Origin of the sequence: Rhodococcus gordoniae, from assembly GCF_001646655.1 — a bacterium.
GTDB classification, from domain to species: Bacteria; Actinomycetota; Actinomycetes; order Mycobacteriales; family Mycobacteriaceae; genus Rhodococcus; species Rhodococcus gordoniae.
Window position 1 is genome coordinate 1 of sequence record NZ_LPZN01000014.1, and the last position, 26587, is coordinate 26587.

The window sequence follows — 26587 nt, forward strand, 5'->3', positions numbered from 1 at the left end:
CATCGCGACGCAGATCGGTGAGGCGACGGTCGGTTCGCTCCTGGATCTGCGTGCCACCCTCGCGCAACTCGAGGGACAGGATCCCGGCGCCGCGTCGAGCGTCCGTAAACTCATCGGCGTGCGGCAGCGGCAGGACACCGCCGAACTCGCCATGGATCTCGCGGGCGAGGCCGGGTGGGTGGAAGGACCGCTCACCCGGGAGTTCCTCAACACCCGGTGCCTGACGATCGCCGGTGGAACCGAGCAGATTCTGCTGACCGTGGCGGCCGAGCGGCTCCTGGGGCTGCCGCGCGACTGAGGAGTCCTTCCGCCGGACGCCCGGGAATGCTACAACTGGAACACGTTCTATATCGAAGGTGGGTGACGGTGGACTTCGCACGTGACGAGACACAGGAGGAGATCGCCGGTGTGGCGGCCGGTCTCCTGAAACGCGGCCTCGCCGACGAAGCGCTGTGGGCCGCGCTGGCCGACGCCGACCTGCTGTCGCTCGCCCTGCCCGAACGGCTCGGCGGATCGGGGCTCGGGCTCGGTGAAGTGGCCACCGTCCTCACCGAGGTCGGACGCGGAGCGGCGCAGACGCCGGCCCTGGCCACCCTCGGCCTGGGCGTCCTGCCGATCCTCGCGCTCGCCTCCGAGCAGCAGCAGGACGAACTGCTCGCCGGCGTCGCGGAGGGAGCCGTCCTGACGGCCGCACTCGGTGAACCCGGCCGCGCCTTCCCGGAACAGCCGGCCGCCACCGCCGTCCGAACCGACGGGGGTCACGCGGTCACCGGGTCGTTCGTCGCCGTGCCCTACGCCGATCGGGCGCGCCTGGTGCTCCTGCCCACCGATGCCGGTGTGGTCGCGGTGGCTCCCGACGCCACCGGCGTGACCCTGCGTCCGAGCCCCACCTCGACCGGCTCCCCGGAGTTCTCGCTGCGCGCCGACGGCGCCGTCGGTGTCCTGCTCGCGGAGTCCGGTGCCGACGCCGTGGCGACCCTCCACCGGATCGCGCTCGCCGCTGTGGCGGCCTTCGCGGACGGACTGCTCTCCGGGGCGACCGAGCTCACCGCGAAGCACGTCAGCGAACGGCACCAGTTCGGCAAACCGCTCGCGACCTTCCAGGCCGTCGCGCAGCAGATCGCCGATGTCTACGTCACCGCGCGCACCCTGCACGTCGCGGCGTTGTCGTCGGTGTGGCGCCTGTCCGAAGGTCTCGACGCGGCAGACGATCTCGATGTCACCGCGTACTGGATCGCGGCCGAACTGCCTCCGGCCGTGCGTGTGCTGCACCATCTGCACGGCGGGGTGGGTGTCGACGAGACCTATCCACTGCACAAGTATTCGTCGGCCGCCAAGGACCTCGCCCGGTTGCTCGGCGGCGCCTCGTACCGACTCGACCTCGTGGGGGCCCGGTGTTCATCGATCTGACAGACGAGCAGCGCGCGCTGCAGGCCGAGCTGTGCCGCTATTTCGGCAATCTGGTCTCCCCGGAGGAGGCTGCGATCATGCGTACCGAACGGCACGGGCCCACCTACCGCGAGGTCGTCCGTCGAATGGGCAAGGACGGATGGCTCGGCGTCGGCTGGCCGGTGGAGTTCGGCGGCCACGGTTTCGGCGACGTCGAACAGCAGATCTTCGCCAACGAGGCCGTCCGGGCCGACGTCCCGTTGCCGAGCGTCACGCTGCAGACCGTCGGCCCGACGCTGCAGGTCTACGGCACCGACGAGCAGAAGCGGAAGTTCCTGCCCGCCATCCTCGCCGGCGAGGTGCACTTCGCGATCGGGTACTCCGAGCCGGAGGCCGGCACCGACCTCGCCGCACTGCGCACCACCGCGGTGCGCGACGGCGACCACTACATCGTCAACGGACAGAAGATCTTCACCACCGGTGGGCACGACGCCGACTACATCTGGCTCGCGGTCCGTACCGGCCCCGCCGACTCGCGTCACCGGGGCATCTCCGTGCTCATCGTCGACACGAAGGACCCGGGCTTCAGCTGGACGCCGATCATCACCTGCGACGGCGCCCATCACGTCAACGCCACCTACTACAGCGACGTGCGTGTTCCGGCCGAGATGCTCGTCGGCGAGGAGAACAAGGGCTGGAAGCTCATCACCACCCAGCTCAACCACGAACGCGTCATGCTCGGACCGGCCGGTCGTGTGGCGGGCATCTACGACCGGCTCGTCGAGTGGGTCCGCGCGCACGAACTCCAGGACCGTCCCGAGGTGCGACGCGCACTCGGGGAGATCCACGCGACCTGGCGGCTCAACGAACTGCTCAACTGGCAGGTCGCGGCGAGCAGCAACGACGCCGTCGACATCGCCGACGCCTCGGCCACCAAGGTGTTCGCCACCGAGCGGATCCAGCGGGTCGGGCGTCTGGCCGAGGAGATCGTCGGTGCCTTCGGCGACCCCGCCGACGACGACACCGCCGAGCTGCTCCGCTGGCTCGACATGATGGCCAAACGCAACGTGGTCATCACCTTCGGTGGCGGCGTCAACGAGGTCATGCGCGAACTGATCGCGACGGCCGGACTGGGCATGCCGCGGGTGCCGCGGTGACGCAGGAGAATTCGGTGACACGTGACGTTCCGGGAAGCACCCCGGAGGAGATCCTGCGGGCGGCCGAACAGGTGCGGAGCGACGGCTCGTCCGCACCCCGGCCCGGCCGCGATCCGGTGAATCTGCCGATGATCCGTAACTGGCTCGAGGCGATCGGCGACGGCAATCCGATCTACACCGACGAATCCGCGGCGATCGCCGCCGGTCACGGCGGTCTCGTGGCCCCGCCCGCCATGGCGCAGGTGTGGACGATGCGCGGTCTCGGCGCCGAACGGGAGAAGGACGATCCGCTCGGCCGGATGACGCAGATCCTCGACGACGCCGGATACACGTCGGTGGTCGCCACCAACTGCGACCAGATCTACCACCGCTACCTGCGTCACGGCGAACAGGTGACGATCGAGTCCACCCTCGAGGACGTCGTCGGCCCGAAGAAGACCGGCCTGGGGGAGGGCTGGTTCTTCACCACCCGCAACCTGTGGAGGGTCGGCGACGAGGTCGTCGCCGAAATGCTGTTCCGCATACTGAAGTTCGCCCCGCCGGCCAAGGTGGAGGAGGCGTCGTCCTCCGACGGCCGGGCACCGTCGGTTCCCGACGATCTCGACCCCGCACGGTTGCTCCGCCCGTCCGTCTCCCGCGACACGCAGTTCTTCTGGGAGGGCGTCTCGGCCCACGAACTGCGCATCCAGCGACGCCCCGACGGCACGCTGCAGCACCCACCCGTCCCGGCGCTCTGGCTCGACAAGTCCGAGACCACCGACTACGTCGTGTCCTCCGGACGCGGAACGGTGTTCAGCTTCGTCGTCCACCACGCCCCGAAGGTGCCGGGACGGCAGCTGCCCTTCGTCGTCGCACTCGTCGAACTCGACGAAGGGGTGCGGATGCTCGGTGAACTCCGCGGCGCCGATCCCGGGCAGGTGCGGATCGGAATGCCGGTGGAAGCCACCTATCTCGATTTCCCCGGCGATGACGAGACCGGGGGAGAAGCGTGGACGCTGTACGCCTGGAAGCCTCTCGAGGAGGACGTGTGAGCGCCCCGACCGTCACGATCGGCGAGAACCTGCCCACTTCGACGATCCACGCGGATCCGACCTTCGTCGTGTCGACGGCCCTGGCCACCCGCGATTTCCAGGACGTGCACCACGACCGCGACAAGGCACAGCAACGCGGATCGAAGGACATCTTCGTCAACATCCTCACCGACACCGGGCTCGTGCAGCGCTACGTCACCGAGTGGGCAGGACCCCGAGCGGTGATCAGGTCGATCTCGCTGAGGCTGGGTGTGCCCTGGTACGCCTACGACACCCTGACCCTTTCCGGCACCGTTGCCTCCGTCGAGGGCGGACTGGTCACCGTCGACGTCACCGGCACCAACAGTCTGGGAAAACACATCACGGCCACAGCCACTTTCGTGATCGGAGGCACCGCATGAGCGGCCTGTCGAGTGCAGCGGCGATCGTCGGCATCGGTGCCACCGACTTCTCGAAGGACTCCGGTCGCAGCGAACTCCGCCTCGCCGCCGAAGCGGTACGCGCCGCCCTCGACGACGCGGGACTCACCCCGGACGACGTCGACGGCCTGGTCTCGTTCACGATGGACACCAACACCGAAGTGGCCGTGGCCCGTTCGGTGGGTATCCCTCACCTGAAGTTCTTCTCCCGCATCCACTACGGCGGCGGTGCGGCGTGCGCGACGGTGCAGCAGGCGGCGATGGCCGTCGCGACCGGCGTGGCCGACGTGGTGGTCGCCTACCGGGCATTCAACGAACGATCCGGGGCGCGTTACGGTCAGGTCAATACCGCACTTGCCGCGCAGGTGAATTCGTCGGGCACCGACAACGCGTTCTCCTACCCGCACGGGCTGAGCACCCCGGCCTCGTTCGTCGCGATGGTCGCGCAACGCTACATGCACGTCTCCGGTGCGACGAGTGCCGACTTCGGTGCCGTGGCCGTTGCGGACCGCGCTCATGCGGCAACCAATCCCGAGGCGTTCTTCCACGGGAAACCGATCACGCTCGAGGACCACCAGAACTCGCGGTGGATCGCCGAGCCGCTGCACCTGCTCGACTGCTGCCAGGAGTCCGACGGCGGCGTGGCGCTCGTCGTGACGAGCGCCGAGCGGGCGAAGGACCTGAAGCAGACTCCCGCGGTGATCGCCGCCGCGGCACAGGGAAGCGGTCCCGACCAGTACATCATGACCAGTTACTACCGGGACGGGCTCGCAGGACTGCCCGAGATGGGCATCGTCGGCGACCAGTTGTGGAAACAGGCCGGCATCGGACCGCAGGACGTCGCGACGGCCGTCCTCTACGACCATTTCACCCCGTACGTGCTCATGCAGCTCGAAGAACTCGGATTCTGCGGACGCGGTGAGGCCAAGGACTTCGTCGCCGACGGCATCCAGGTCGGCGGGCGGCTGCCGATCAACACTCACGGCGGTCAGCTGGGTGAGGCCTACATCCACGGTATGAACGGCATCGCCGAGGGCGTCCGGCAGATCCGCGGCACGGCGGTCAACCAGGTCGACGACGTCGGCCACGTCCTGGTCACGGCAGGAACGGGAGTTCCGACCTCGGGACTGGTGCTGTCGCGGTCCTGACGCCGTTTCGCTCCCACGGGGACGCGGGCCTGCCTACGATGAAGGCCCACGCTCCGGCGAGATCCCTGTGGGAGGACCCGTGTCGGTCACGGACGGACATGTCGTGCATCCGACCCGCGAACAGCGGGTCCGGAACGGCCTCGCCGCTCGGAGGGTCACTCCCGTCGAGTCGCTGGCCGATCTCGGGGAGTCGTCCCGGGATCCGATCGCGCTGCTCGAGAGCCAGGCGCAGTCCCGCGTCCCCCAGCTCGTCCCGGTGCGATACGGCCGCATGGCGACATCGGCGTTCGCGTTCTTCCGCGGTGCCGCGCTGGTGATGGCCGACGATCTGTCGCGCACGCCCGACAGCGGTCTGCACACACAGTTGTGCGGCGACGCCCACGCGAGCAATTTCGGCCTGTTCGCGACTCCGGAACGGAAGACGGCCTTCGACGTCAACGACTTCGACGAAACGTATCCGGGGCCGTTCGAATGGGACGTCAAGCGCCTGGTCGCAAGCCTCGAGATCGCGGGCCGCGACAACGGGTTCACCACGAAGGAATGCCGGAAGATCACCCGGGCGTGTGCGGCCGAGTATCGCGAGACCATGTGCAGACAGGCGCAACTCGGAAATCTGGCGGTGCGGTATTCCCACCTCGATCCCACGGTCGAGATAGCGGAGTCGGGTGGTCTGCTGGATGCGAAGATGGAGAAACGCACCCGGAAAGCGCTCGACAAGGCCTCGCGGCGCGACAGCCTCCAGGCACTGGAGAAGCTGACCGCCATCATCGACGGTCACCGGCGGATCATCAGCGATCCGCCGCTCATCGTGCCCGTCGAAGAGGTCTTCGCCGATCTCGATGCCGAGGCGATCTACGACGAGTTGTACGGCCGCGTCCGGTCGTACCGGGCGACGCTGCAGTGGGACCGCCGGGTCCTTCTCGAACAGTTCGAACTGGTCCAGGCGGCGCGGAAGGTCGTCGGAGTGGGAAGCGTCGGCACGCGGGCGTGGATCCTCCTGTTGCGGGGTGTGGACGACGACGATCCGCTGTTCCTGCAGGCGAAGGAAGCCCAGCGTTCGGTGTTGTCGTACTACGTGGACGGGCCGTCCTTCCGCAACGAGGGCGAACGCGTCGTGAACGGTCAGCGCCTGATGCAGTCCGCGAGCGACATCTTCCTCGGCTGGCAGCGGGGTACGGGCGCCGACGGGGTGGACCGGGACTTCTACATCCGTCAGCTCCGCGACGGTAAGGGCTCGGCGGTGATCGAGGAGATGGTGCCCAAGGGCCTGAAGCTCTACGGGCGGTTGTGCGCGCGGGTCCTCGCCTACGCCCACGCCCGGGCGGGCGACCGGATCGCGCTGGCGGCCTATCTCGGCACGGACGAGCAGTTCGACGAGGCGCTCGCGTCCTTCGCGGTGGCCTATGCGGACCGGACCGAGCGCGACCTGCAGGCACTGCACGACGCAGTGGACCAGGGCCGGGTGAAGGCCCGGTCCGGACTCTGATCCCCGTCTTCGCCTCGACGGTCCCGGACCCTTCCGGTGTCCGGGACCGCGAGTTCGTCCTCGGCGATCGGCAGGGTACAAGTGACGCAACCACGCGCCGACGGAAGGACGTCATGATGGGTTTCGAGGGCAGGGTCGCATTCGTCACGGGAGCAGCGCGAGGACAGGGTCGCTCGCATGCCGTCGCATTCGCCGAGGCCGGAGCGGATCTGGTGATCTGCGATCGGTGCACCGATTCACCGATGGTGGGCTACCCACTGGCGACGGAGGGGGATCTGGCCGAGACGGTGCGCCTCGTCGAAGCCACCGGCCGCCGGGTCGTCTCGGCGACACTCGACACCGCCGATCGTCCGGCGATGGATGCGCTGGTAGCCCGCGCCCACGACGAATTGGGGCGGATCGACATCGCGGTCGCCAACGCCGGGGTGTCGGTGGCGGCACCGGTGCACCGCATGCCGCAGGCGATGTGGGACGAAGCGATCTCGTCGAATCTCACCGGGGTGTTCAACACCGTCGCCGCGGTGGCACCCGGGATGATCGAGCGCAATTACGGACGCATCGTGACGGTGTCGTCCATGCTCGGCCGGGCCGGCAATACCAACATGGTCGCCTATGCGGCGTCGAAGTGGGGCGTGATCGGCCTGACGAAGAGCGCGGCCCTGGACCTCGCGCAGAACGGCATCACCGTCAACGCGGTCGCTCCGGGCAACATCTCCACGCCGATGATCCACAACGACACGCTCTACGGGATGCTGCGGCCCGACCTCGAGCACCCGACCGCCGACGATGTCGCACCGGTGTTCACCTCGCTGCACGCGCAACCGGTCCCGTGGCTCGAACCTGCCGAGATCACCCGCGCAGTTCTCTTCTTCGCCGACGAGGCGTCCGCACACATCTCCGGTACCGTGCTGCCGATCGACGCGGGCAATGCCGCGCGGGTGACCGGCTGAGCATCTGTCGATGCGATGAGAAAACCTGTCGAATCGTGTCGGTCTCTTCGTGCACACTGTGCTAGCCACCACAGTCAGGGAGACACTCATGGCCGACGCCATAGTTGCAGAAGGACTGATCAAGACATACGGACAGGTCAGAGCGCTCGACGGTGTGGATCTGCGGGTGCCGGAAGGAACGGTCACCGCGCTGCTCGGCCCCAACGGGGCCGGTAAGACCACCACGGTGCGCGTCCTGACGACACTGCTCGTTCCCGATGCCGGTCGCGCCGAGGTAGCAGGATTCGACGTCTTCACCGAGGGGCGCGCACTCCGGTCCCGGATCGGCGCGTCGGGGCAGTACGCCGCGGTCGACGAATATCTCACGGGCTTCGAGAACCTCGAGATGGTCGGTCGTCTCTACCACCTCGGCACCAAACGAAGTCGGCTCCGGGCACGAGAACTGCTCGAGCAGTTCGACCTCGAGGAGGCGGGCGATCGCCCGGTCAAGGGTTATTCGGGCGGTATGCGGCGTCGCCTCGACCTCGCCGGTGCTCTCGTCGCCGATCCTCCGGTGCTCTTCCTCGACGAACCGACCACCGGGCTCGATCCGCGTGCCCGTCTCGGGTTGTGGGAGGTCATCGACACGCTGGTGCAACGCGGCACCACGTTGCTGCTGACCACTCAATACATGGACGAAGCCGAACGCCTCGCCGACGACATCGCCGTGATCGATCGCGGGAAGGTCATCGCTCGTGGCACCGCCGACGAACTCAAGAGCCGCGTCGGTGGCGAGCGCATCGAACTCGGCGTGGCCGAGGTCGAGCAGCGTGAGCGCGCGGTCCGCGAACTCGAATCGGTCGCGTCCGGCGAGATCAGGGTCGAGCGCAGCACCGGCCGTATCACCGTTCCGGTGAGCGCGGATTCCGGTGGCGGAACCGACGGTCTCGTGACCGCACTGGGGAAACTGTCGGCCGCAGGTATCCGGGTCTCCGACGTCGCGCTCCGCAAACCCACGCTCGACGACGTGTTCCTCACGCTCACCGGGCACGGGACGGACGACAAGATCGAGGAGGCGGTGTCGTGAACACGCTCGAAACGATCGCCACCGACGGCCTGACCATCGCCAAGCGCAACATGATCAAGATCAAGCGTGTACCGGATCTCCTGGTGTTCACCACGCTCTCCCCGATCATGTTCGTGTTGCTGTTCGCCTATGTCTTCGGCAGCGCGATCGAGGTGCCCGGCATGTCGTACCGGGAGTTCCTCATCGCAGGCATCTTCACCCAGACGGTGATCTTCGGATCCACGTGGACGGGCCTCGGGATGGTCGAGGATCTCCAGAAGGGCATCATCGACCGGTTCCGGTCGCTGCCGATGGCGCCGTCCGCGGTGCTCATCGGACGCACCACCACCGACGTGCTGATCAATGTGCTCAGCCTTGTCGTGATGTCGTTGACCGGCCTCCTCGTAGGCTGGCGGATCAACACCTCGCTGGGAGAGGCCCTCGCCGGCTACCTGTTGCTGCTGTTGTTCGCCTACGCCCTGTCGTGGGTGATGGCCGTGATCGGCATGTGGATCCGCACACCCGAGGTCTTCAACAACGCCAGCTTCATGGTGATCTTCCCGCTGTCGTTCATCGCCAACACGTTCGTCGATCCGTCGACGATGCCACCGGTGCTGCGGACCATCGCCGAGTGGAATCCCATCTCGGCGCTGACGCAGGCGGTGCGCGAGTTGTTCGGCAACACCAATCCCATGGTGCCGCCACCGGACGTGTGGCCCCTGCAGAATCCGATCCTCGCATCGCTGATGTGGACGGCTCTGATGCTGATCGTGTTCGTGCCGTTCGCGATTCGGAGGTACCAGAAGGCCGTCAGTCGCTGACGGCCGAACTCACCTCCCCGTGGGACCGGTGGGACTCACTCGGGGTAGGGCGAGTACTGCCGCTGACGCAACAACGTGGCCAGGTGCACGGCGTTCCGGGCGACGGATTCGGTGGTCGAGCGCACCGCTTCGGGGATCTCGTCGAGATCCTTGAAGTCGGTGCCCGACATCGCTTCGCCGTTCCAGTAGGTCGACCCCTGGGCGGGAATGGAGAATCCGATGTCGTTGAGGCTCTGGAACAGGTCGGCGACGATCTTGTGCGCACCGTCCTCGTTGCCGACTACTGCGGCGATCCCGACCTTGCCCACCATGCGTGGCCGGTTCTCGTCGTCGGTGTTCGACAGTTCGGCATCGAGCCGCTCGAGGACACGCTGAGCGACACTCGACATGTGTCCCACCCAGGTCGGTGTGGCGATGAGCAGGATGTCGGCCGAGCCGATGCGCTCGACGATCTCCGGCCACTGATCCCCGTCGCCCATGTCGGCTTCCACGCCCGGCGCGACGTCGAAATCGACGACCCGGACCGTTTCGACGCTGACGTCGTGCTTCGACAGTGCGTCGAACACGTGCGCCACCATCTTGTCGGTGCTGGACTCGGCGGGAGACGGCTTGAGGGTGCAATTCAGTGCCACGGCGTGAAGTGCTGTCATGTGCCGTGGATACCCGCACACCGGGACGACAATCCCGTGTCCCCGATCGTGCGTCGCACGCTCAGCGTGCTCGTTCGGCCCAACGGTCGACGGCCGCCGAGAATTCCGACGACACGGGCAGAAGCGCGATCAGATCCGCCGGCCCCGGCTGCAGGGGGCCGAGTTCCTCGAGTCCGTGATTCGCGGTGGCGAAATGCTCGAACTGCAGGTCGGTGTGTGCGAGTGCAGCCCGCAGCGGTTCGACCTGCGCACAGCTGATGTTCAGATCCTTGTCGGAGCAGGTGAGCAGCACAGGGGTGTCGGCCGCCAACCGGGCGGCGAGTTCGACCGGATCGAGCTCGTCGGCCTCGGCGAGGAACTTGGCGTTCGCGGCATTCAGGCCGAGCTGCGCGACGACCGGGTGCTGGTCGGCCGGCACGGTGCCGGTCGACCGCAACGATGCGACGGTGCGCGGCAGCTCGGCTCGCACGGCGTCGGCGTCGGCGCCGAGCTGCCCGGAATCGGCGAGCGCGGTGAGCTGGGCGGACAACAGATCCAGATAGCGCATCGGTAGCGGCGCCAACAGCGCGAAGCCGCTCCCGATGCCGCGATCGGCCAGTGCGAGTGCGGTCAGGCCGCCCTCGCTGTGTCCGAGGACGAGGATGTCCTCGGCGGCGACGCCGGTGCGTTCGCTGAGCAACCGCACGGCGGCCTCGGCATGATCGACCTGCTCGGTGAAGCCGTACTCGCCGACGGTCTCGGGGGTGTAGGTCCCGAGACCTGTCCGGCCGGCCCCGATCTTGTCGAACCGCAGGCTCGCGATGCCGTGGGCGGCGAGTGCGTCCGCGGAGCGCACCAGGGTGTCGGCCGCAGCGCCGGGCTGATTGCCGTTGCGATCGGTGGGACCGCTGCCCGGAAGCAGCAGCGCGGCGGCGACCGTCGCACCGTCCGGACTGCGCAGACTGCCGTGGAAGGTGGTGCCGGCGGCCTCGAAGGTCACCGGGCTGTCGCTGCCGGTCGACACGGTGACCGAACCCGTATCGGGAAGAGCCGCGGCCGTTCCGGCGAGTGTCACACCTCCCGCGAGAACCAGCACGGGCACAGCAGCAGCACCGATCCACCTTCGCACGTTCCGCATGGGGCGAACCCTAGCAAAGGACCGCGCTGTGCCCGTGCCGAGCGAGCTGTGCCCGTGCGCAGTTCAGGGGAGGAGGGTGTCGATGAAAGTGTTGCTGAACACCCGATGCGGATCGAGGCGGTTGTACACCGCACGAGCCGAATCCCAGTTCTCGTCGGACGGTACGCCTTCCCGATAGGTCTCGGGTAGGCCCTGCGTCAGGATCTGCTCGTCCGTGTACGGCAGGTCGGGACCGAACGCCCAGCCCTTCGACCATTCGGGCCGGAAGGTCGAGTCGCTTCCGTTGTACCGCTGTCGCATCCACTGCTCCATCTCCCGGTAAAAGGCGAACATCCCAGGAGTGCCCGGAACGCCGAGGACGTTGAGCCAGATGGCCGTGTCCCATTCCGGGTGGTCGGGCCGCGGACGGGTCGAGGCGATCGTCGGAGGGCCTGCAGACGGGACGAGGACGTCCTCAGGACGATCCAGTCCGCAACAACGGATTTCGACCGGGCCGTTGAGGGGGAACTGCCCCAGGCCGCGATAGTGCTCGATGCGTTCGGCGAACCAGTGGGTGAAGTCGTGGATCACGTTGGCGATGTTGGCCCGGTTCGTGAGCACCACGCCGCCGCCCTCGGTGAGACGCAGAGTGGTCGCCTTGATGTAGAACTGCAGATCCTTCGACCAGCCCCAGATGTCGGACGATCCCGTCGCCGCGAGACCGGCCACCGTCACGCCGTAGTAGGTCTGCCCGAAAGCCGGTGCGATCGACGTGTTCCCGGCTGTGATCTGACCCAGCAGGTCGGTGATCGGTTCGGGCACGTTGTCGGAGAACGGATAGTTGTACGGTCCGGTCACTTCCCGCGAGGTGGCCGGCTTCTCCGGCGCAAGCGACCACACCTTCATCCACGGTTTGTCCGTGAACGGATACCAGATCGCCTCGGCGCGACCCGCAGAGGCGACGAACGATTCGAAGGTCCGACCCGACGCTCCGGCCGGCGCGAACAGTTCCTGCCAGGAGACGTCGGTGAAGGACCGGCACCGCATCCGGTAGTTCGGTCCGGCCTGCAGGGTGACGGACGTGATGAACGTGCGGCCGAGGTGGGTGAGCAGGGGAGTGATCTCGGGGTCGGCGCGGGTGAACGTGCGCAGCGCGTAGGCGCTGCCGTCCCATTCGACGGCAGTCAGCTCGGTGACGAGGTTGCTCATCGACCCGAAAGTGTGTCCGGGAAGGGTGGATTCACCGTCCGCGGGCAGGGCGGCGCCGTGGGCGTTGACGGCGAGTGCCCCTGCGATCGACAACACCCCGGGCGCAGGCAGATTCGCGAGTCCGAGACCGTGGTCCTGCAGTGCCGCGGTGATCGCGTCGAGTGTCGCGCCGGGATCGGCCGTGACGGTCGCGGGTGAGCCGCCGGGGTTCACCCGCACCCGGTTGAGATGGAGCATGGTGTCGGCGAGGATCACCCGGTCGACGGGCGCACCGTTGACGATCGTCAGCGGTGTCCAGCCGTGCATCGCTCCGCGCGGACGGATGGTGTATCCGCTCCGGTGTGCCCAGTTCACGAGACGCACGATGTCGTCGGGAGTGCGCGGCGCACAGGTCTGGATCGCGTCCAGCATGATCTCTTTCGACCAGTTCTGGTATGCCTGCTGATAGAGCTCGATGCCCTCGGGGAAACCCGGTGGGGTAGGGAGTGTCGCCCCTGCCGATCCGGAAGGAACCGCGTGGACCGGAGTCCAGCCGCCGATCGCGGTGACGGCCAGCGCGCCTGCACCGGCCGCAAGGAAGCCGCGCCGCGACAGGCGCGGCGACGAATCACGAAGTGTCATTTCGTATGTCGCTCTTTCGGGGGGCGTGGCGCTCAGGCCACGGTGAGTACCACGTCGGTCAGGGCGGGGGCGAGGTCGCGTTCGACCACGGATGCGGTGACGAGCTTGCGTTCGCCGTCGTTCCAGACGCGCACCCGGAGTGTCTCGCCGGGGAAGACCACGCCGGCGAAACGGGCACGGAATCCTTTCACGCGGGACGCGTCCGCATCCAGCAGGTTGTCGGTCACGGCCCTGCACACGATGCCGTAGGTGCACAGCCCGTGCAGGATGGGTGCGGGAAATCCTGCCGCGGAAGCGAACTCCGGATCGGAATGGAGCGGGTTGCGGTCGCCGCACAGCCGGTACAACAACGCTTGCTGAGGCAGGGTGGGCACGTCGAACTCGGCATCCGGCGCGCGATCGGGGTACTCCACCGACTCCGACGGTCCACGTTCACCGCCGAAACCGCCCTCGCCGCGAGCGAAGATCGACGACCGTGCGGTCCACAGGGGGGTGCCGTCGAGATCCTCGGTCCTCGATTCCTGGACGACGACAGCGGCCTTGCCCTTGTCCCATACCTCGGCGATGCGGGTGATCGTGCGTCCCTTGCCCGAAGCCGGGACGGGTGCGTGCACGGTCACCTCCTGACTGCCGTGGACGACTCGGGCGAGATCGATCTCGATTCCGGGGAACGATACCTTCGGCGGCTCGACCTGGTGGAAGGTCGCGGCGACGGTCGCGAAGGTGGGGAGCACCTGGGGCTCCTTGTCGTGGAGGTATCGGAGTTCGCCTGCGTCGGTCGGGCGGGAACCGGCACCGATGCCGAGGTTGTAGAGCTGGACATCGGTACTGTTCCACTCGAATTCCTGGGCGGGCAGTTCGGCTCCGACGGCAACCGAGGGATCGATGGGCACAGGCGCTTCCTTTCTACGGCTCGAACTCGGGTCGGTCGGGTCACACGGTGTCGGCGGATGCTCGCATTTCTCCGGTGTGGTCGTCACGTGTGCGGTCGAGGATGTCGAGTGCCGCGAGGTAGCCGAAGGTCATCGCCGGTCCGATGGTGGCGCCGGGGCCGGCATAGGTGTGGCCCATGACCGGCGAGCTGACGTTGCCGGTCGCGTAGAGGCCGTCGATCACGGTGCCGTCCTCGCGCAGGACCCGGCCGTGGACGTCGGTGACGAGGCCACCCTTGGTGCCGAGATCACCGGGGACCACCGCGAACGCGTAGAACGGGGCCTTGTCGACCACGCCGAGGCTCGGGTTCGGCTTGTTGCGCGGGTCCCCGTAGTAGTGGTCGTAGTGGGATTCGCCGCGGCCGAAGTCCTCGTCCTTCCCGGCGCGTGCGAACCCGTTGAACCGCTGCACGGTCTCGGTGAGGGCGTCGGCCGGCACCCCGATCCTCTCGGCGAGTTCGGCGATGGAACCGGCCTTGACGAGTACGCCGGCCTCGAACCACCGGCGGGGGAAGGGGGTGCGGGGTGTGATGCCGGCGAAGGTGTAGCGGTCGCGGTAACGCTGATCGAGGATCAGCCAGCTGGGGGTGTTCTCTCCCGGACCGTCGCCGCGTCCGTGCTTGCCGCCGTACATCGCATGGGTCGCCTCGACGTAGGGCGCCGACTCGTTGACGAAGCGCTTGCCCGCTGTATTGACCATGAGGCAACCGGGGAGACTGCGTTCCGACAGTGCGAACCACGGGCCGCCGGTGAGCGTGAAGGACGGCCCCCACCAGGCGTCGTCCATGAAGTCGACTGCGGCGCCGAGCTTCTGTCCGGCGAGGATGCCGTCGCCGGTGTTGGCCTTCGCCCCCACGGTCCACTCGGTGCCGATCGGCTGACGCTGGTACTGCGCCCGCATCTCGGCGTTGTGCTCGAAACCGCCGCTGGCGAGGATGACGCCCTTGCGGGCGCGGATGATGCGCTTCTCACCGTTCGCGACGACCTCGACACCGCGCACGGTGCCGTCCTCGACGACGAGGTCGGTGAGCGCGGTCTCCAGGAGGAGGGGGACGCCGGCGTCGCGCAGGCCGATTCGCAGACCGGCCATGAGCGCCTGGCCCCGGACGAGCAGGTGCTTCCTGGTGAGATTCGCCCAGACGAAACGCGCCCCGACCCGCATGGCGCGCGCCGGTCCGCGCGGGTTGCGCATGAGCAGGTTCAACCACTTGTAGTCGGCCTGGGTGATGACGAAATTCTTGGGAGCGCGGGCGTAATCGGGTTCGAGGAGTGCGAGATCCTCGCCGAGGCGGCGCCCGTCGAAAGGTGCCGGTTCCACCGAACGGCCCCCCGGACGTCCGCCGGGCGCCTCGGGGTAGTAGTCGGAATAGCCCGGTACCCACTGCAGTTCGAGCGCGCTGTTCTTCAGGACGAAGGAGAGCATCTCCGGTCCGCGATCGATATAGGTGTCGATCTTCTCGGCGGGCACGTCGTCGCCGATGATGCTGTGGAGGTACTTCCGGGCTTCCTCGGGGGTGTCGTCCACTCCGGCGGCCTTCAGTGCCTCGTTGTTCGGGATCCACACACCGCCACCCGATCGGGCGCTCGACCCGCCGTAGCGCGGCGCCTTCTCGATCAGGACCACGTCGGCACCCTTGCGGGCGGCGGTGACGGCGGCGGTCATCCCGCCGGCACCGCTGCCGACGACAACGATGTCGTATTCCTGCTTCGTCATGTAGAACACGTTATAGAAATGGTGGTGCCGAGTCCATCCCCGAAAACGAAGAGTCCTGGGCGTGAACCGAAGACGGCGTGATGTCGGCAGTGGAACCGGATACCACCGAGGAAAGGGAACGCGACAGCACCGTCGGTGGGACGGTGCTGTCGCGTGGCGGGTCGGTGACCGGGTCGGTCAGGTGGGGGATCCGTCGGGCACGGGAAGGGTGCCGTCGAGCACGGCCCGGTCGATGCTCGCCCCGAGTTGCGGACACCCTTCGCGCGGCGTGATGGACGAACCTCGCGTCGAGGTGCTTCCTCGGAAGGTCGGGCACACGGTGTCCGGATCCTCCTGCCACTGCACGCTCGTGTGCGAGAGGCTGCTCTTGCGGACGAGGACGCACGTGCCGCACTCGCGGCACCGTACCTCGTGCTGGCCGGACTCCAGGTAGTTGATCTTGTCGATGGCGGTCTGAGCGGCGACGGCCTCGGCCCGGCCGGGCCACTCGGAGAAGTCCGGGGACTTCGCCCACCTGCTCTGTCGGGCCGAGGCGCTCATCGTCAGACCTCCGCTTCCTGCTGGCCCTGTTCTTCCTCGCGCTTCGTGCGTTCGAGGTTCTCGGCGACTTCCTTCTCCCAGGCCTCGTTCGCCTTGGCGGTGTCGACTTCGAACTCGAAGCGGCCCGTCATCTTCTCCGTCACGTCGGCGACGTCGACGTAGAACTGCTCGTACCAGCGCCGGAGCTGGTAGACCGGACCGTCCTCGTCGCACAGCAGCGGATTCTCGATCTTGGTCTTGTTCTTCCAGATCTCGACGTCCTGCAGGAAGCCCTCACCGACACCTTCGGTGAGCTTGGCGGCCAGTGCATCCGACTGCTCCGCCGACATGCCCGTGGGCTTCTTGACGATGACGCCGTACTGGAGCATGAACGAATCGTGCGTGATCGGGTAATGGCAGTTGATCAACACGGATTCGGTCCGGTACCCGCCGTAGTTGTTCTCGAGCGGATTGATCATGTAGGACGGGCCGTAATAGGCCGCATACGACCGGAGTGTCGACTCCATGCCGTACTGCGTCGCCATGCCCTTGTCCGGCCGCCCCCGGGTGTTGAGGTACTGCTCGGCGATATGCCCCTCGAAGACGTTCTTGAAGAACGTGGGGAAGGCGTAGTGGATGTAGAAGAAGTGCGCCATGTCGACGACGTTGTCGATGATCTCCCGGCAGTTGGAACCTTCGATGAGGATCTGGTTCCAGGTCCAGTCCGTCCATTCGTCGCTGCCGTACTGCTCGATCTCGGGGATCGTGACGTCCGCCGGCGGCTCGTTGCCCTCGGGGTCGTTCCAGACGAACAGCTGTCCGTGGCGCTCCATCGTCGTCCACGCCCGGGTCCGCGCGAGCGGTGGGACGCGACGCGCATAGGGGATGTCGGTGCACTTGCCGTTGCCGCCCCACCGCCAGTCGTGGAACGGGCAGGCGACCGAGTCGCCCTTGATCTCCCCTTGCGACAGGTCGCCGCCCATGTGGCGGCAGTACGCGTCGAGCACCTTCAGATCGCCGTTGCTGTCGGCCCACACCACGAGTTTCGTGCCGAAGGCCTCGACGGCGTGGGGCTTGCCGTCCCTGAACGTGCGACCGAGGCCGAGGCAGTGCCAGCCTCGCGCGAAACGCGTCCGGACCTCTCCGACGTCGATCTCGCGAATCTGTGCCATGTCCGCTCACTTCCTTCCGGAAATCATCTCTAGAACACGTTATAGAACTCGCGTGCGGAGGGGAAGGGTTCGGGGACTTTGGTCCCTCTATAGGGATCACCTACCTGCGGTGCGCCTGCACCTCGACACGAATAAGAACATGTTCTAGTCTCGGTACAAGCGATCATTTCCTGAACAGACGGGAGCGTCCAGTGGGCGACCACGACAGCCACGAGGTACTGCAGCGGATCGACGCTCTGCTGCCCACGCTGCGCGAACGGGCGCAGGAGGCCGAGAATCTGCGCCGGGTACCCGACGACTCGATCAAGGAACTCCAGGAAGCCGGTTTCTTCAAACTTCTGCAACCGGCGCAGTGGGGCGGATACGAGGCCGATCCCGTCACCTTCTACACCGCGGTACGCGATATCGCGAGCGCGTGCGGATCGACCGGATGGGTCTCCGGCATCATCGGCGTCCACAACTGGCATCTCGCGCTCTTCGGGCAGCAGGCGCAGGAAGAGGTCTGGGGCGACGACACCGACGTGCGGATCTCCTCGTCCTACGCGCCGATGGGCGCCGGTGAGGTCGTCGACGGCGGATACAAGGTCAACGGTGCCTGGGCCTGGTCGTCGGGATGCGACCACGCGAGCTGGGTCGTCGTCGGTGGCCCCGTCATCAAGGACGGCCGGCCCGTGGACTTCGGCAGCTTCCTGATCCCGCGTTCCGAATACGAGATCGACGACGTGTGGCACGTGGTCGGCCTGCGGGGCACCGGATCCAACACGGTGAAGGTGAAGGACGTCTTCGTCCCCACCCACCGGTTCCTCAGCTTCAAGAGCATGAACGATCTCACCTCGCCCGGGCTCGAGCGCAACACCGCACCCGTCTACAAGATGCCGTGGGGCACCATCCATCCCACGACCATCTCGACACCCATCGTCGGTATGGCCTACGGCGCGTACGCGGCGCACGTCGAGCATCAGGGCAAACGGGTCCGCGCCGCCTACGCCGGCGAGAAGGCCAAGGACGATCCGTTCGCCAAGATCCGCATCGCCGAGGCGTCCAGCGACATCGACGCCGCATGGCGCCAGCTGTCGGGCAACGTCGCCGACGAATACGCCCATCTGGTCGCCGGACGGGAGGTTCCGATGGAACTGCGTCTGCGGGCACGTCGCGACCAGGTCCGCGCGACCGGCCGTGCCATCGCGTCGATCGACCGTCTCTTCGAGAACTCGGGTGCCACCGCACTCGCGGACGGCACACCGATCCAGCGTTTCTGGCGCGACGCACACGCCGGTCGCGTGCACGCCGCCAACGATGCCGAACGCGCCTACGTGATGTTCGGTGCCGCCGAGTTCGGCCTGCCGATCACCGACACGATGGTCTAGGGGTGGATGTGACCGCACTCGACGAGATCACCTACGAATCGACCTCCCGTTTCGCGCAGGTCCGCGACGACCTCCGCCTGCACTACCACGAGGCCGGCGTCGGCAACGACACCACGATCGTGCTGCTCCACGGCGGTGGGCCGGGCGCGTCGTCGTGGTCGAACTTCGCCAGGAACATCCCGGTGCTGGCACAACGGTTCCACGTGCTCGCCGTCGATCAGCCGGGTTACGGCAGATCCGACAAGCCCACCGAGCACCCGCAGTACTTCGTCCACAGTTCGTCGGCGCTGAAGGATCTGCTCGACACCCTCGGCATCACCGATCGCGTCCACCTCCTCGGCAACTCGCTGGGCGGTGGCGCGGCTGTGCGGTTCGCCCTCGACCACCCCGAGCGCGCCGGACGGCTCGTCCTGATGGGCCCGGGTGGGCTGAGCGTCAACCTGTTCGCGCCCGATCCCACCGAGGGCGTCAAGAATCTCGGCCGGTTCTCGTACGAGCCCACCCGCGAGAATCTCGAGGCGTTCCTGCGGATCATGGTCTTCGACCAGTCGCTGATCACTCCCGAGCTCGTCGAGGAACGGTTCGCGTCGGCGAGCACCCCCGAGTCGCTCGCCGCGGCGAAGGCGATGGGAAAGTCGTTCTCCAGCGCCGAATTCGAGAAGGGCATGCTCTGGCGCGACGCCTACAAGCTCCGCCAGCGGGTCCTGCTGATCTGGGGCCGCGAGGACCGCGTGAACCCGCTCGACGGTGCTCTCGTCGCCCTCAAGATGATCCCCCGTGCCCAACTGCATGTGTTCGGTGGATGCGGCCACTGGGCACAGCTCGAGAAGTTCGACGAATTCAACCGCCTGACAGTGGATTTCCTCACGGATGGAGTCGAATAGATGAGTATCCGGTCGCTGGCATATCTGCGGATCGGCGCTACCGACGTACCGGCCTGGCGCGAGTACGGTCTGAAGGTCCTCGGCATGATCGAGGGCAAGGGCGTCCACTCCGATGCGCTGTACCTGCGGATGGACGACTTCCCGGCCCGCCTCGTGATCGAGCCGCACGAGTCCGACACGCTGCTCGTCTCGGGGTGGGAGACCGCGAACGCCGCCGATCTCCAGTCCGTTCGCGACAGCCTCTCGGCGGCGGGCGTGCCGTTCAAGGAAGGCACCGCCGAGCAGCTCGCCGATCGTCGCGTCGACGAACTGATCGTCTTCCAGGATCCGTCGGGCAACACGCTCGAGGCGTTCCACGGTGCCGCGCTCGAACATCGCCGCGTGGTCAGCCCGTACGGGCACAAGTTCGTCACCGGTGAACAGGGTCTCGGACACGTGGTGCTCTCGACCCGCGACGACGAGGAATCGCTGCGCTTCTACCGCGACGTGCTCGGTTTCCGTCTGCGCGACTCCATGCGGATGCCCCCGCAGATGGTCGGCCGGCCCGCCGACGGAAAACCCGCCTGGCTGAGGTTCTTCGGATGCAACCCGCGCCACCACAGTCTGGCCTTCCTGCCCATGCCCACCCCGTCGGGCATCGTGCACCTCATGATCGAGGTGGAGAACTCCGACGACGTCGGTCTCGCCCTCGACCGCGCGCTGCGGAAGAAGGTCAGGATGTCCGCGACGCTGGGGCGCCACGTGAACGACAAGATGCTGTCCTTCTACATGAAGACCCCGGGGGGATTCGACGTGGAATTCGGTTGCGAGGGGCTGCAGGTCGAGGACGCCGACTGGATCGCCCGTGAATCCACGGCCGTGAGCCTGTGGGGGCATGACTTCTCGGTGGGAATGCAGTGATGACCGCGCCGGAGGCCGGACGGGACGGTGCGATCGACCCGCGGGCGTTCCGCACCGTGCTCGGGCAATTCTGCACCGGCGTCACCGTCATCACCACCACCGAGGACGACGGGACGCCGGTGGGATTCGCGTGCCAGTCGTTCGCCGCGTTGTCGCTCGACCCGCCGTTGGTGCTGTTCTGTCCCACGAAGCAGTCGCGGTCGTGGGCGGCGATCGAACGAGCCGGCCGGTTCTGCGTCAACGTTCTCGCCGAGGAGCAGCAGCAGACCTGCGCGCGGTTCGGCTCCCGCGAACCCGACAAGTTCGCCGGCCTCGATTGGACGTCCTCACCGCTGGGCTCACCCGTCCTCACCGGATCGCTCGCGCACATCGACTGCACGGTCGAGACGGTGCACGACGGGGGAGACCACTGGGTGGTGTTCGGGCGTGTGTCGTCGCTGAGCGAAGTGCGCGACGACAAGGAGCGCCCGCTGCTCTTCTACCGGGGGCAGTACACCGGGATCGAACCGGAGAAGACCACTCCGGCGCCCTGGCGCGACGACCTCGAAGCGTTCCTCACCTCGGTCACGGAGGACACCTGGTTGTAGACCGCACGACGAAGCCGGGACGGCCACATGCGATGTGGCCGTCCCGGCTTCGTATGTGGATCAGGAACGGTCGGTGTCGGTCGCGTCGTCCGGCGATTCCTCGTAGTACTCCGTGGTCACGACGCGGCGCACCAGGCGCGGCTTGCGCGGTCGATCGTCGTCCGCGCTGCCTGTCGCGGCCGTGTCCGTCTTCGCGTCGGTCGTGCCCGTGTCGGTGCCGGCCGGCTGCGGCGGCGTGAAGTGCGCCGGCCCCGTCGGCCCCGGACCGACGATCTCCTGCTCACCGCCGGTGCCGCCGGGCGCCGCGTGGCGGGCGGTGTCCGCCGCCGAGTGTGCGGTGCCGGACGGGTGCGCGGTGCCGGACGGGGCGGCCGGTGTCGACGCGGTATGCCCGGGCATCGAGTGCTCGAGCGATTCGTCCCTCTGGCCCTCGCTCGGCCGGTAGTTGCCGGCGATCTCCTCACGAGCGACATCGGGCGGCGTCGGCGAATGCCCGGTGCTCGCGGTGGGCGCATGCCCGGTCCCCGCAGTGGGTGACTGTGCGGTCCCCGCAGTGGGCGACTGTCCTGTTCCCGCCGGCGCTGCGGTGCCGTACGACTCGCCGGTGTGCGGCGCTCCGGTACTGCCCGGTCCGCCGGCTGCACCACCGACGAGACCGCCACCACCGGCCGTGTTCCGGTCGTCGAGGCCCCTCCGGTCGTCGGTGAACCCGGTCCGGTCGTCGGTCGACCCAGCCCGCTCGTCCGTGAATCCGCCCCGGTCGCCGGTGGATCCACCCTCTGCATGGGTGTCCCCGAACCGGCGGTAGTAGCGGTACAGTTCGTCCTCTTCGAGCGGCGTCAGCTCACCGTTCTCGTCGATGTTCGGGGCGCCGGTGATCGTGTCCTTGTCGAAGGGCAGGCGCACTCCGCTGCTGTCGAGTTCGGCTTCGTCGATGGGGGCGAAGTGCCGGCGTGTGCCGAACAGTCCCGTGACGACGGTGATCCATGCGGGTCGGCCCGTGTCGTTGTCCAGGTACACCTCTCCGACGCGTCCGAGCTTGTCACCGTCGGGCCCGTACGCGGTGGCGCGAGCGAGGGTGTCGATGTCGTCGTTGCTGATCATGATGTCCTCATCCGTGGGCGATGCGGCTTACTGCAGTGCGGATGCCCTCCGGTGAGAGTGACGAAACGCCGTTGTCACACCGCTCGCCGTTGCGCGACCCCTCTCCGCGTGTTATCCATATTGTCAACAATCCGACAACAAGCATGAGGGTTCGCTCCCTCGGCTGTTCGGAGGGATCGTCATGACCCGACTGTCACCCCGCCTGCTACAGGCGACGTCCGTCACCGTCGACCATGCCGAGGGGTGTTACGTCCACGGCACCGACGGACGCCGCTACCTCGACTTCACCGCCGGTATCGGCGTGACGAGCACCGGGCATTGTCATCCGCACGTCGTCGAAGCCGCGCGCCGGCAGATCGGCTCGCTCATCCACGGGCAGTACACGACCGTGATGCACCGGCCCCTGCTCGAACTCACCGAACGGCTGGGCACGGTACTGCCCGGAGGGCTCGACTCGTTGTTCTTCGCCAATTCGGGTAGCGAGGCCGTCGAAGCGGCGTTGCGGCTGGCCCGGCAGGCGACGGGACGCCCCGGAATCGTCGTCTTCCACGGCGGTTTCCACGGCCGGACCGTCGCCGCTGCGACGATGACGACCTCGGGAACCCGCTTCTCCGCTGGATTCTCACCGCTCATGGGTGGTGTACACGTCGCTCCGTTCCCCACCGCCTATCGATACGGCTGGTCGGAGGAGGAGGCGACCGACTTCGCGCTGCAGGAACTGGACTACCTGTTCGCGACCCTGGTGGCACCGGACGAGATCGCGGCCTTCGTCGTCGAACCGGTCCTGGGCGAGGGCGGCTACGTACCGGGGAACACGCGGTTCTTCCGCGGATTGCGGCAACGGGCCGACGAGCACGGCATCCTGCTCGTCTTCGACGAGATCCAGACCGGTTTCGGCCGCACCGGAAAGTTCTTCGGCCACCAGCACTTCGGAGTGCGACCCGACGTCATCACCATCGCCAAGGGGCTCGCGAGCGGTTTCCCGTTGTCGGGTATCGCCGCCTCCGAGGAGCTCATGGAGCGCGCCCGCCCGGGATCGCAGGGCGGGACGTACGGGGCGAATGCCGTCTCGTGCGCGGCGGCCGTGGCCACTCTCGACGTGATCGAGAAGGAAGGGCTCGTCGACAACGCGGCCACGCGTGGACGCGAACTGCTCTCCGGTGCGCGGGAGCGCGCGACCGGCGATATCGGCGACGTGCGGGGGCTCGGTCTCATGGTGGGCCTCGAATTCACCACCGAGGGGTCTCCCGATCGGGACCGCGCAACCGCCGCACAACAACTCGCATCCCGAAAGGGATTGCTGCTGTTGACCTGTGGTGCCCACATGAATGTGGTGCGTATGATCCCACCCCTGATCGTCACCGCGCAGCAGATCGATGATGCGCTCGGCATCTGGTCCGAAGTCCTCGCAGAGGTCCGATAATCCGTCGAACGAGGGAGTCCGCGTGGCCCGATACATCACGATCGCTCTCGACAAGCGCGACATCACGTGCAGAGCACGACTTCTCGACGACGAAGCGCCGCTCACCTGCGCGGCGGTGTGGGATGCGTTGCCGCAGAGCGGTGCCGCCTTCCATGCCAAGTACGCTCGCAACGAGTTGTACACCCTGGTGCCGAGGATCGCCGGGGCACCGCACCGGGAGAATCCGACGGTGACGCCGATCCCCGGCGACGTGTGCCTGTTCGATTTCGAACCGTGGGAGATCGGCAATCCCGCCTATGGCTACGAACCCGGCTCGCAGGCCCATGCCTCGCAGGGGGCGACCGATCTCGCGTTGTTCTACGGACGGAACAATCTGCTGCTCAACGGCGACGTGGGCTGGGTGCCGGGCAATGTCTTCGCGAGCATCGAGGACGGCCTGCCCGAACTCGCCGTCGCGTGCAACGACCTGTGGATCGGGGGTGTCGTAGGGGAGACGCTGAGCTTCGCCCGCGCGTAGACGGGCGCCGAACCGAACGGTACCGCGCGATGTGCGGTGCCGTTCGGTGGGTCAGCTCAGTGCGTGCTCGGCGAATCTCGCCACCGCGAGCAGCAGGTCGTCCGAGTGCCGCGGCCCGACGATCTGCAGACCCACGGGCAGGCCCGCCGAGGTCGTCCCGACGGGCAGGCTGATGGCGGGCTGCTGCGTGAGATTGAAGGGATAGGTGAACGGGGTCCACTGCGGCCACGAGGTCAGCGACGACCCCGGCGGCACGTCGTGGCCGGCCTCGAATGCGGGGATCGGCATCGTCGGGGTGAGCAGAACGTTGAACTTCTGGTGGAACATCCCCATCGTGATGCCGACCGCCGCCGCGACCGCGCGGGCTTCGAGATAGTCCACGGCACCGAGTTGTTCGCCGTGCGACCATACGCGTCCGAGTCCGGGGTCCACCTTGTCCCGCGTGCCCTCGGGGAAGGTCTTCAGCATCGTGGCTGCGCCTGCCGCCCAGAGGTTCTCGAAAGCCTCGAGCGGGTCGGTGAAACCGGGATCGGCGGCGGTCACCCGTAGTCCTGCCTCGTCGAGCACGCGGACCGCCCGGTCGACGATCTCACCCACCTCTGGATCGACGTGGACGTATCCGAGGGTCTTCGAGTAGGCGACGTCCATCCCCACCACCTCACGATGGAGGCCACCGCGGAAGGTCGTGAGGGGCGGTGCCAGCGCTGTCGGATCCCGGGGATCGGGCAGGGAGAGAATGTCGGTGAGCAGCGCCGCGTCCTCGACCGTCCGGGTGATCGGCCCGGCATGCGCGAGCGGCCCGAACGGGCTGGCGGGGAAGATCGGGATCCGCCCGTGGGTGGGCTTGAATCCGACGACGCCGCAGAACGACGCGGGGATGCGGATGCTGCCCCCACCGTCGGTGCCGACGGAGCACGGACCGAATCCGGCCGCGACCGCCGCCGCGCTGCCCCCGGACGAGCCACCGGCGGTCTTCGTCGTGTCGGCGGGATTCGTGGTCACCCCGTAGAGTGCCGAATCGGTCACCGCCTTCCATGCGATCTCCGGAGTGGTGGTCTTGCCCACCAACACCATCCCGTCCTCCCGCAGCCGGGCCGCGACCGGGCTGTCGACGTTCCAGTCCTGGTTCTCGTCGACGGCCTGCGAACCTCGCAGGGTCGGCCATCCGTCGGTGAGGAAGACGTCTTTGATCGAGATGGGGACCCCGTCGAGCAGACCCTTCGAATAACCGGTCCGCCACCGCTCCTCGGACCTACGGGCCTGGTCGAGTGCCTTCTCCTCGTCGACGAGGCAGAACGAGTTGATCTCGCGGTCGTGGGATGCGATCCGATCGAGCACGGCTCGCGTCACCTCGACGGGAGACAACTTGCCCGAGGAGAAGGCCGACACGAGTTCGACGGCGGTCATCTCTGTGGGCTCCATCGTGCCTCCTTCTCGTCGGACGATGCCGACTCTCACGCGCCGGGCACGTAACCCAGCTTCTTGTCCACCACGTTCCGAAGAGGTTCGCCACTGCGGTGACGGTGGAAGTTGTCGACGAAGACGTCCACCAGCGCGTCGCGCCAGCCGACGAAGTCTCCCGAATTGTGCGGGGTGATCGAGACATTCGGCATGTCCCAGAGCGGATGGTCGTCGGGGAGCGGTTCGACGTCGAGCACGTCGAGTGCGGCGCCGGAGATCGTGCCGGCCCGCAGTGCCTCGACCAGGTCGCCGGTGCGCACGAGTTCGCCCCGCCCGACGTTGACGAACCGGGCCTGCGGCTTCATCGCGGCGAACATCCGGGCGTCGAACAGGTGCCGGGTCTGCTCCGTGAGCGGCGCGGCCACGACGACGAAATCGGCGTCGGCCAGGGCGGCCGGAAGATCGGCGGTCGCGGTGACGCTGCCGAAATCGGGGTCGTCGTGGCGAGGCCGTCGGCCGGAGCCGCGGACCGTCATCCCCACGGCGGAGAGCAGCCGCGCGATCGCGCGACCGATCGGACCGGTGCCGACGACGAGCACGGAGCGCCCGGCGATGCGTTCGGATTCGCGGTGCTTCCAGATGTGCCCGTGCTGGAGCCGCAGCGATTCGGGGATGTCCTTGGCGAAGGAGAGTATCTGGGCGAGCACGTATTCGGCGATCGCCCCGTCGAAGACTCCGCGGGAGTTGGTGACGACCACGTCGCTGTCGCGCAGCTCGGGGAACATGAGGGCGTCGACCCCGGCCGCGGCGACGTGGATCCATCGCAGGGACGTCGCGGCATGCCAGGCCGCAGGCAGGGCATCGGTGAGGAAGTCGTACGCGAACAGGATGTCGGCACCGTCGAGCGCATCGGCCAGACCGGCGGCGTCGGTACAGCGCACCGCGGCATGTTCGGCCACCGGGGTCATCCGCGCGCGGTCCGGCACGGCTTCGGCATGAAGCACTGCAACGACCGGCTCGGCATCCACGTTGACACCGTAGGAGC

At 67.4% G+C, this 26587-nt stretch carries 26 protein-coding genes; 16 read left to right on the forward strand and 10 right to left on the reverse strand.

What is annotated here, in order from left to right:
* The 10 genes from A8G18_RS07780 to A8G18_RS07825 all read left to right on the forward strand — a co-directional run.
* A partial coding sequence (locus A8G18_RS07780; RefSeq protein WP_280746507.1) for an acyl-CoA dehydrogenase family protein occupies positions 1–298 on the forward strand: 298 nt, incomplete at its 5' end.
* 68 nt (positions 299–366) lie between these two features.
* A complete protein-coding gene (locus A8G18_RS07785) occupies positions 367–1410 on the forward strand; it encodes an acyl-CoA dehydrogenase family protein (RefSeq protein ID WP_064063413.1) in 1044 nt (347 codons plus the stop codon).
* Positions 1395–2546 carry an acyl-CoA dehydrogenase family protein gene (locus tag A8G18_RS07790; RefSeq protein WP_064063414.1) on the forward strand — a complete coding sequence of 384 codons (1152 nt, stop codon included), beginning with the start codon at positions 1395–1397 and terminating at the stop codon, positions 2544–2546. The genes A8G18_RS07785 and A8G18_RS07790 overlap by 16 nt, the downstream gene beginning before the upstream one ends.
* Before the next feature lie 14 nt (positions 2547–2560).
* Positions 2561–3577: a bifunctional MaoC family dehydratase N-terminal/OB-fold nucleic acid binding domain-containing protein gene (locus A8G18_RS07795; RefSeq protein ID WP_064063488.1), complete on the forward strand. Its 1017-nt coding sequence runs from the start codon at positions 2561–2563 to the stop codon at positions 3575–3577.
* Positions 3574–3978, forward strand: coding sequence for a MaoC family dehydratase (locus A8G18_RS07800; RefSeq protein ID WP_064063415.1), 405 nt, complete (start codon positions 3574–3576; stop codon positions 3976–3978). The genes A8G18_RS07795 and A8G18_RS07800 overlap by 4 nt, the downstream gene beginning before the upstream one ends.
* Positions 3975–5144 carry a lipid-transfer protein gene (locus A8G18_RS07805; protein WP_064063416.1) on the forward strand — a complete coding sequence of 390 codons (1170 nt, stop codon included), beginning with the start codon at positions 3975–3977 and terminating at the stop codon, positions 5142–5144. Before A8G18_RS07800 ends, A8G18_RS07805 begins: the two co-directional genes overlap by 4 nt.
* A gap of 79 nt (positions 5145–5223) precedes the next feature.
* The gene (locus A8G18_RS07810; protein WP_064063489.1) at positions 5224–6630 is read left to right on the forward strand and encodes a DUF2252 domain-containing protein; all 1407 of its coding nucleotides are present in this window, start codon (positions 5224–5226) and stop codon (positions 6628–6630) included.
* A 113-nt stretch (positions 6631–6743) separates the two neighbouring features.
* Positions 6744–7580, forward strand: a complete 837-nt coding sequence (locus A8G18_RS07815) for a mycofactocin-coupled SDR family oxidoreductase (RefSeq protein WP_172506077.1) — start codon at positions 6744–6746, stop codon at positions 7578–7580.
* An 88-nt stretch (positions 7581–7668) separates the two neighbouring features.
* The gene (locus A8G18_RS07820; RefSeq protein ID WP_064063491.1) at positions 7669–8646 is read left to right on the forward strand and encodes an ATP-binding cassette domain-containing protein; all 978 of its coding nucleotides are present in this window, start codon (positions 7669–7671) and stop codon (positions 8644–8646) included.
* 50 nt (positions 8647–8696) lie between these two features.
* The gene (locus A8G18_RS07825) at positions 8697–9446 is read left to right on the forward strand and encodes an ABC transporter permease (RefSeq protein ID WP_202400316.1); all 750 of its coding nucleotides are present in this window, start codon (positions 8697–8699) and stop codon (positions 9444–9446) included.
* A gap of 35 nt (positions 9447–9481) precedes the next feature.
* Here A8G18_RS07825 and A8G18_RS07830 read toward each other — a convergent pair whose 3' ends face one another.
* The 7 genes from A8G18_RS07830 to A8G18_RS07860 form a co-directional block, all read right to left on the reverse strand.
* A complete protein-coding gene (locus tag A8G18_RS07830) occupies positions 9482–10096 on the reverse strand; it encodes a flavodoxin family protein (RefSeq protein WP_064063418.1) in 615 nt (204 codons plus the stop codon).
* 61 nt (positions 10097–10157) lie between these two features.
* Positions 10158–11213 (reverse strand): alpha/beta hydrolase family protein, encoded by a 1056-nt coding sequence (locus A8G18_RS07835; RefSeq protein WP_245207800.1) that lies wholly within the window; start codon positions 11211–11213, stop codon positions 10158–10160.
* A 63-nt stretch (positions 11214–11276) separates the two neighbouring features.
* Entirely contained in the window at positions 11277–13022 is a 1746-nt protein-coding gene (locus A8G18_RS07840; protein WP_064063420.1) for a cholesterol oxidase substrate-binding domain-containing protein, read from the reverse strand.
* Positions 13023–13054: 32 nt separating this feature from the next.
* Positions 13055–13915 carry a MaoC/PaaZ C-terminal domain-containing protein gene (locus A8G18_RS07845; protein WP_064063421.1) on the reverse strand — a complete coding sequence of 287 codons (861 nt, stop codon included), beginning with the start codon at positions 13913–13915 and terminating at the stop codon, positions 13055–13057.
* Between the two features lie 40 nt (positions 13916–13955).
* A complete protein-coding gene (gene kstD / locus A8G18_RS07850) occupies positions 13956–15668 on the reverse strand; it encodes a 3-oxosteroid 1-dehydrogenase (protein ID WP_172506078.1) in 1713 nt (570 codons plus the stop codon).
* 177 nt (positions 15669–15845) lie between these two features.
* Complete coding sequence (locus A8G18_RS07855; protein ID WP_064063423.1) at positions 15846–16208, reverse strand: hypothetical protein; 363 nt, start codon at positions 16206–16208, stop codon at positions 15846–15848.
* 2 nt (positions 16209–16210) lie between these two features.
* On the reverse strand, positions 16211–17359 hold the full coding sequence (locus A8G18_RS07860; protein ID WP_016933447.1) for a 3-ketosteroid-9-alpha-monooxygenase, oxygenase component: 1149 nt from the start codon (positions 17357–17359) through the stop codon (positions 16211–16213).
* A gap of 191 nt (positions 17360–17550) precedes the next feature.
* Here A8G18_RS07860 and hsaA point away from each other — a divergent pair, with 191 nt between their 5' ends.
* The 4 genes from hsaA to hsaB are packed head-to-tail and all read left to right on the forward strand — an operon-like array spanning position 17551 to position 21097.
* On the forward strand, positions 17551–18726 hold the full coding sequence (gene hsaA / locus A8G18_RS07865) for a 3-hydroxy-9,10-secoandrosta-1,3,5(10)-triene-9,17-dione monooxygenase oxygenase subunit (protein WP_016933446.1): 1176 nt from the start codon (positions 17551–17553) through the stop codon (positions 18724–18726).
* A gap of 8 nt (positions 18727–18734) precedes the next feature.
* Positions 18735–19610 carry a 4,5:9,10-diseco-3-hydroxy-5,9,17-trioxoandrosta-1(10),2-diene-4-oate hydrolase gene (gene hsaD / locus A8G18_RS07870; RefSeq protein ID WP_016933445.1) on the forward strand — a complete coding sequence of 292 codons (876 nt, stop codon included), beginning with the start codon at positions 18735–18737 and terminating at the stop codon, positions 19608–19610.
* A complete protein-coding gene (gene hsaC, locus A8G18_RS07875) occupies positions 19611–20510 on the forward strand; it encodes an iron-dependent extradiol dioxygenase HsaC (protein WP_064063424.1) in 900 nt (299 codons plus the stop codon).
* Positions 20510–21097, forward strand: a complete 588-nt coding sequence (gene hsaB / locus A8G18_RS07880) for a 3-hydroxy-9,10-secoandrosta-1,3,5(10)-triene-9,17-dione monooxygenase reductase subunit (RefSeq protein ID WP_064063425.1) — start codon at positions 20510–20512, stop codon at positions 21095–21097. The genes hsaC and hsaB overlap by 1 nt, the downstream gene beginning before the upstream one ends.
* 60 nt (positions 21098–21157) lie before the next feature.
* Here hsaB and A8G18_RS22345 read toward each other — a convergent pair whose 3' ends face one another.
* Entirely contained in the window at positions 21158–22201 is a 1044-nt protein-coding gene (locus tag A8G18_RS22345) for a PRC-barrel domain-containing protein (protein WP_084421593.1), read from the reverse strand.
* A gap of 181 nt (positions 22202–22382) precedes the next feature.
* Between A8G18_RS22345 and A8G18_RS07890 the strand changes: the two genes are divergently transcribed.
* Positions 22383–23624 (forward strand): aspartate aminotransferase family protein, encoded by a 1242-nt coding sequence (locus A8G18_RS07890; RefSeq protein WP_064063426.1) that lies wholly within the window; start codon positions 22383–22385, stop codon positions 23622–23624.
* A gap of 22 nt (positions 23625–23646) precedes the next feature.
* Entirely contained in the window at positions 23647–24141 is a 495-nt protein-coding gene (locus A8G18_RS07895; RefSeq protein ID WP_064063427.1) for a DUF3830 family protein, read from the forward strand.
* A 51-nt stretch (positions 24142–24192) separates the two neighbouring features.
* Here the strand turns inward: A8G18_RS07895 and A8G18_RS07900 are convergent, their stop codons facing one another.
* Both A8G18_RS07900 and A8G18_RS07905 read right to left on the reverse strand, forming a co-directional pair.
* Positions 24193–25563 carry an amidase gene (locus A8G18_RS07900; protein ID WP_064063428.1) on the reverse strand — a complete coding sequence of 457 codons (1371 nt, stop codon included), beginning with the start codon at positions 25561–25563 and terminating at the stop codon, positions 24193–24195.
* Positions 25564–25595: 32 nt separating this feature from the next.
* Positions 25596–26510: a D-2-hydroxyacid dehydrogenase gene (locus A8G18_RS07905; protein WP_064063492.1), complete on the reverse strand. Its 915-nt coding sequence runs from the start codon at positions 26508–26510 to the stop codon at positions 25596–25598.
* Between the last annotated feature and the right edge of the window lie 77 nt (positions 26511–26587).

Coding starts and splice junctions, on each gene's coding strand:
- A8G18_RS07815 (WP_172506077.1), top strand. CDS start 6,744: ATGATGGGTTTCGAGGGCAGGGTCGCATTCGTCACGGGAGCAGCGCGA.
- A8G18_RS07860 (WP_016933447.1), bottom strand. CDS start 17,359: ATGGCACAGATTCGCGAGATCGACGTCGGAGAGGTCCGGACGCGTTTC.
- A8G18_RS07825 (WP_202400316.1), top strand. CDS start 8,697: ATGATCAAGATCAAGCGTGTACCGGATCTCCTGGTGTTCACCACGCTC.
- kstD (WP_172506078.1), bottom strand. CDS start 15,668: ATGACGAAGCAGGAATACGACATCGTTGTCGTCGGCAGCGGTGCCGGC.
- A8G18_RS07830 (WP_064063418.1), bottom strand. CDS start 10,096: ATGACAGCACTTCACGCCGTGGCACTGAATTGCACCCTCAAGCCGTCT.
- A8G18_RS07855 (WP_064063423.1), bottom strand. CDS start 16,208: ATGAGCGCCTCGGCCCGACAGAGCAGGTGGGCGAAGTCCCCGGACTTC.
- hsaB (WP_064063425.1), top strand. CDS start 20,510: ATGACCGCGCCGGAGGCCGGACGGGACGGTGCGATCGACCCGCGGGCG.
- hsaC (WP_064063424.1), top strand. CDS start 19,611: ATGAGTATCCGGTCGCTGGCATATCTGCGGATCGGCGCTACCGACGTA.
- A8G18_RS07820 (WP_064063491.1), top strand. CDS start 7,669: ATGGCCGACGCCATAGTTGCAGAAGGACTGATCAAGACATACGGACAG.
- A8G18_RS07835 (WP_245207800.1), bottom strand. CDS start 11,213: ATGCGGAACGTGCGAAGGTGGATCGGTGCTGCTGCTGTGCCCGTGCTG.
- A8G18_RS22345 (WP_084421593.1), bottom strand. CDS start 22,201: ATGATCAGCAACGACGACATCGACACCCTCGCTCGCGCCACCGCGTAC.
- A8G18_RS07900 (WP_064063428.1), bottom strand. CDS start 25,563: ATGGAGCCCACAGAGATGACCGCCGTCGAACTCGTGTCGGCCTTCTCC.
- A8G18_RS07890 (WP_064063426.1), top strand. CDS start 22,383: ATGACCCGACTGTCACCCCGCCTGCTACAGGCGACGTCCGTCACCGTC.
- A8G18_RS07805 (WP_064063416.1), top strand. CDS start 3,975: ATGAGCGGCCTGTCGAGTGCAGCGGCGATCGTCGGCATCGGTGCCACC.
- A8G18_RS07905 (WP_064063492.1), bottom strand. CDS start 26,510: ATGACCCCGGTGGCCGAACATGCCGCGGTGCGCTGTACCGACGCCGCC.
- A8G18_RS07840 (WP_064063420.1), bottom strand. CDS start 13,022: ATGACACTTCGTGATTCGTCGCCGCGCCTGTCGCGGCGCGGCTTCCTT.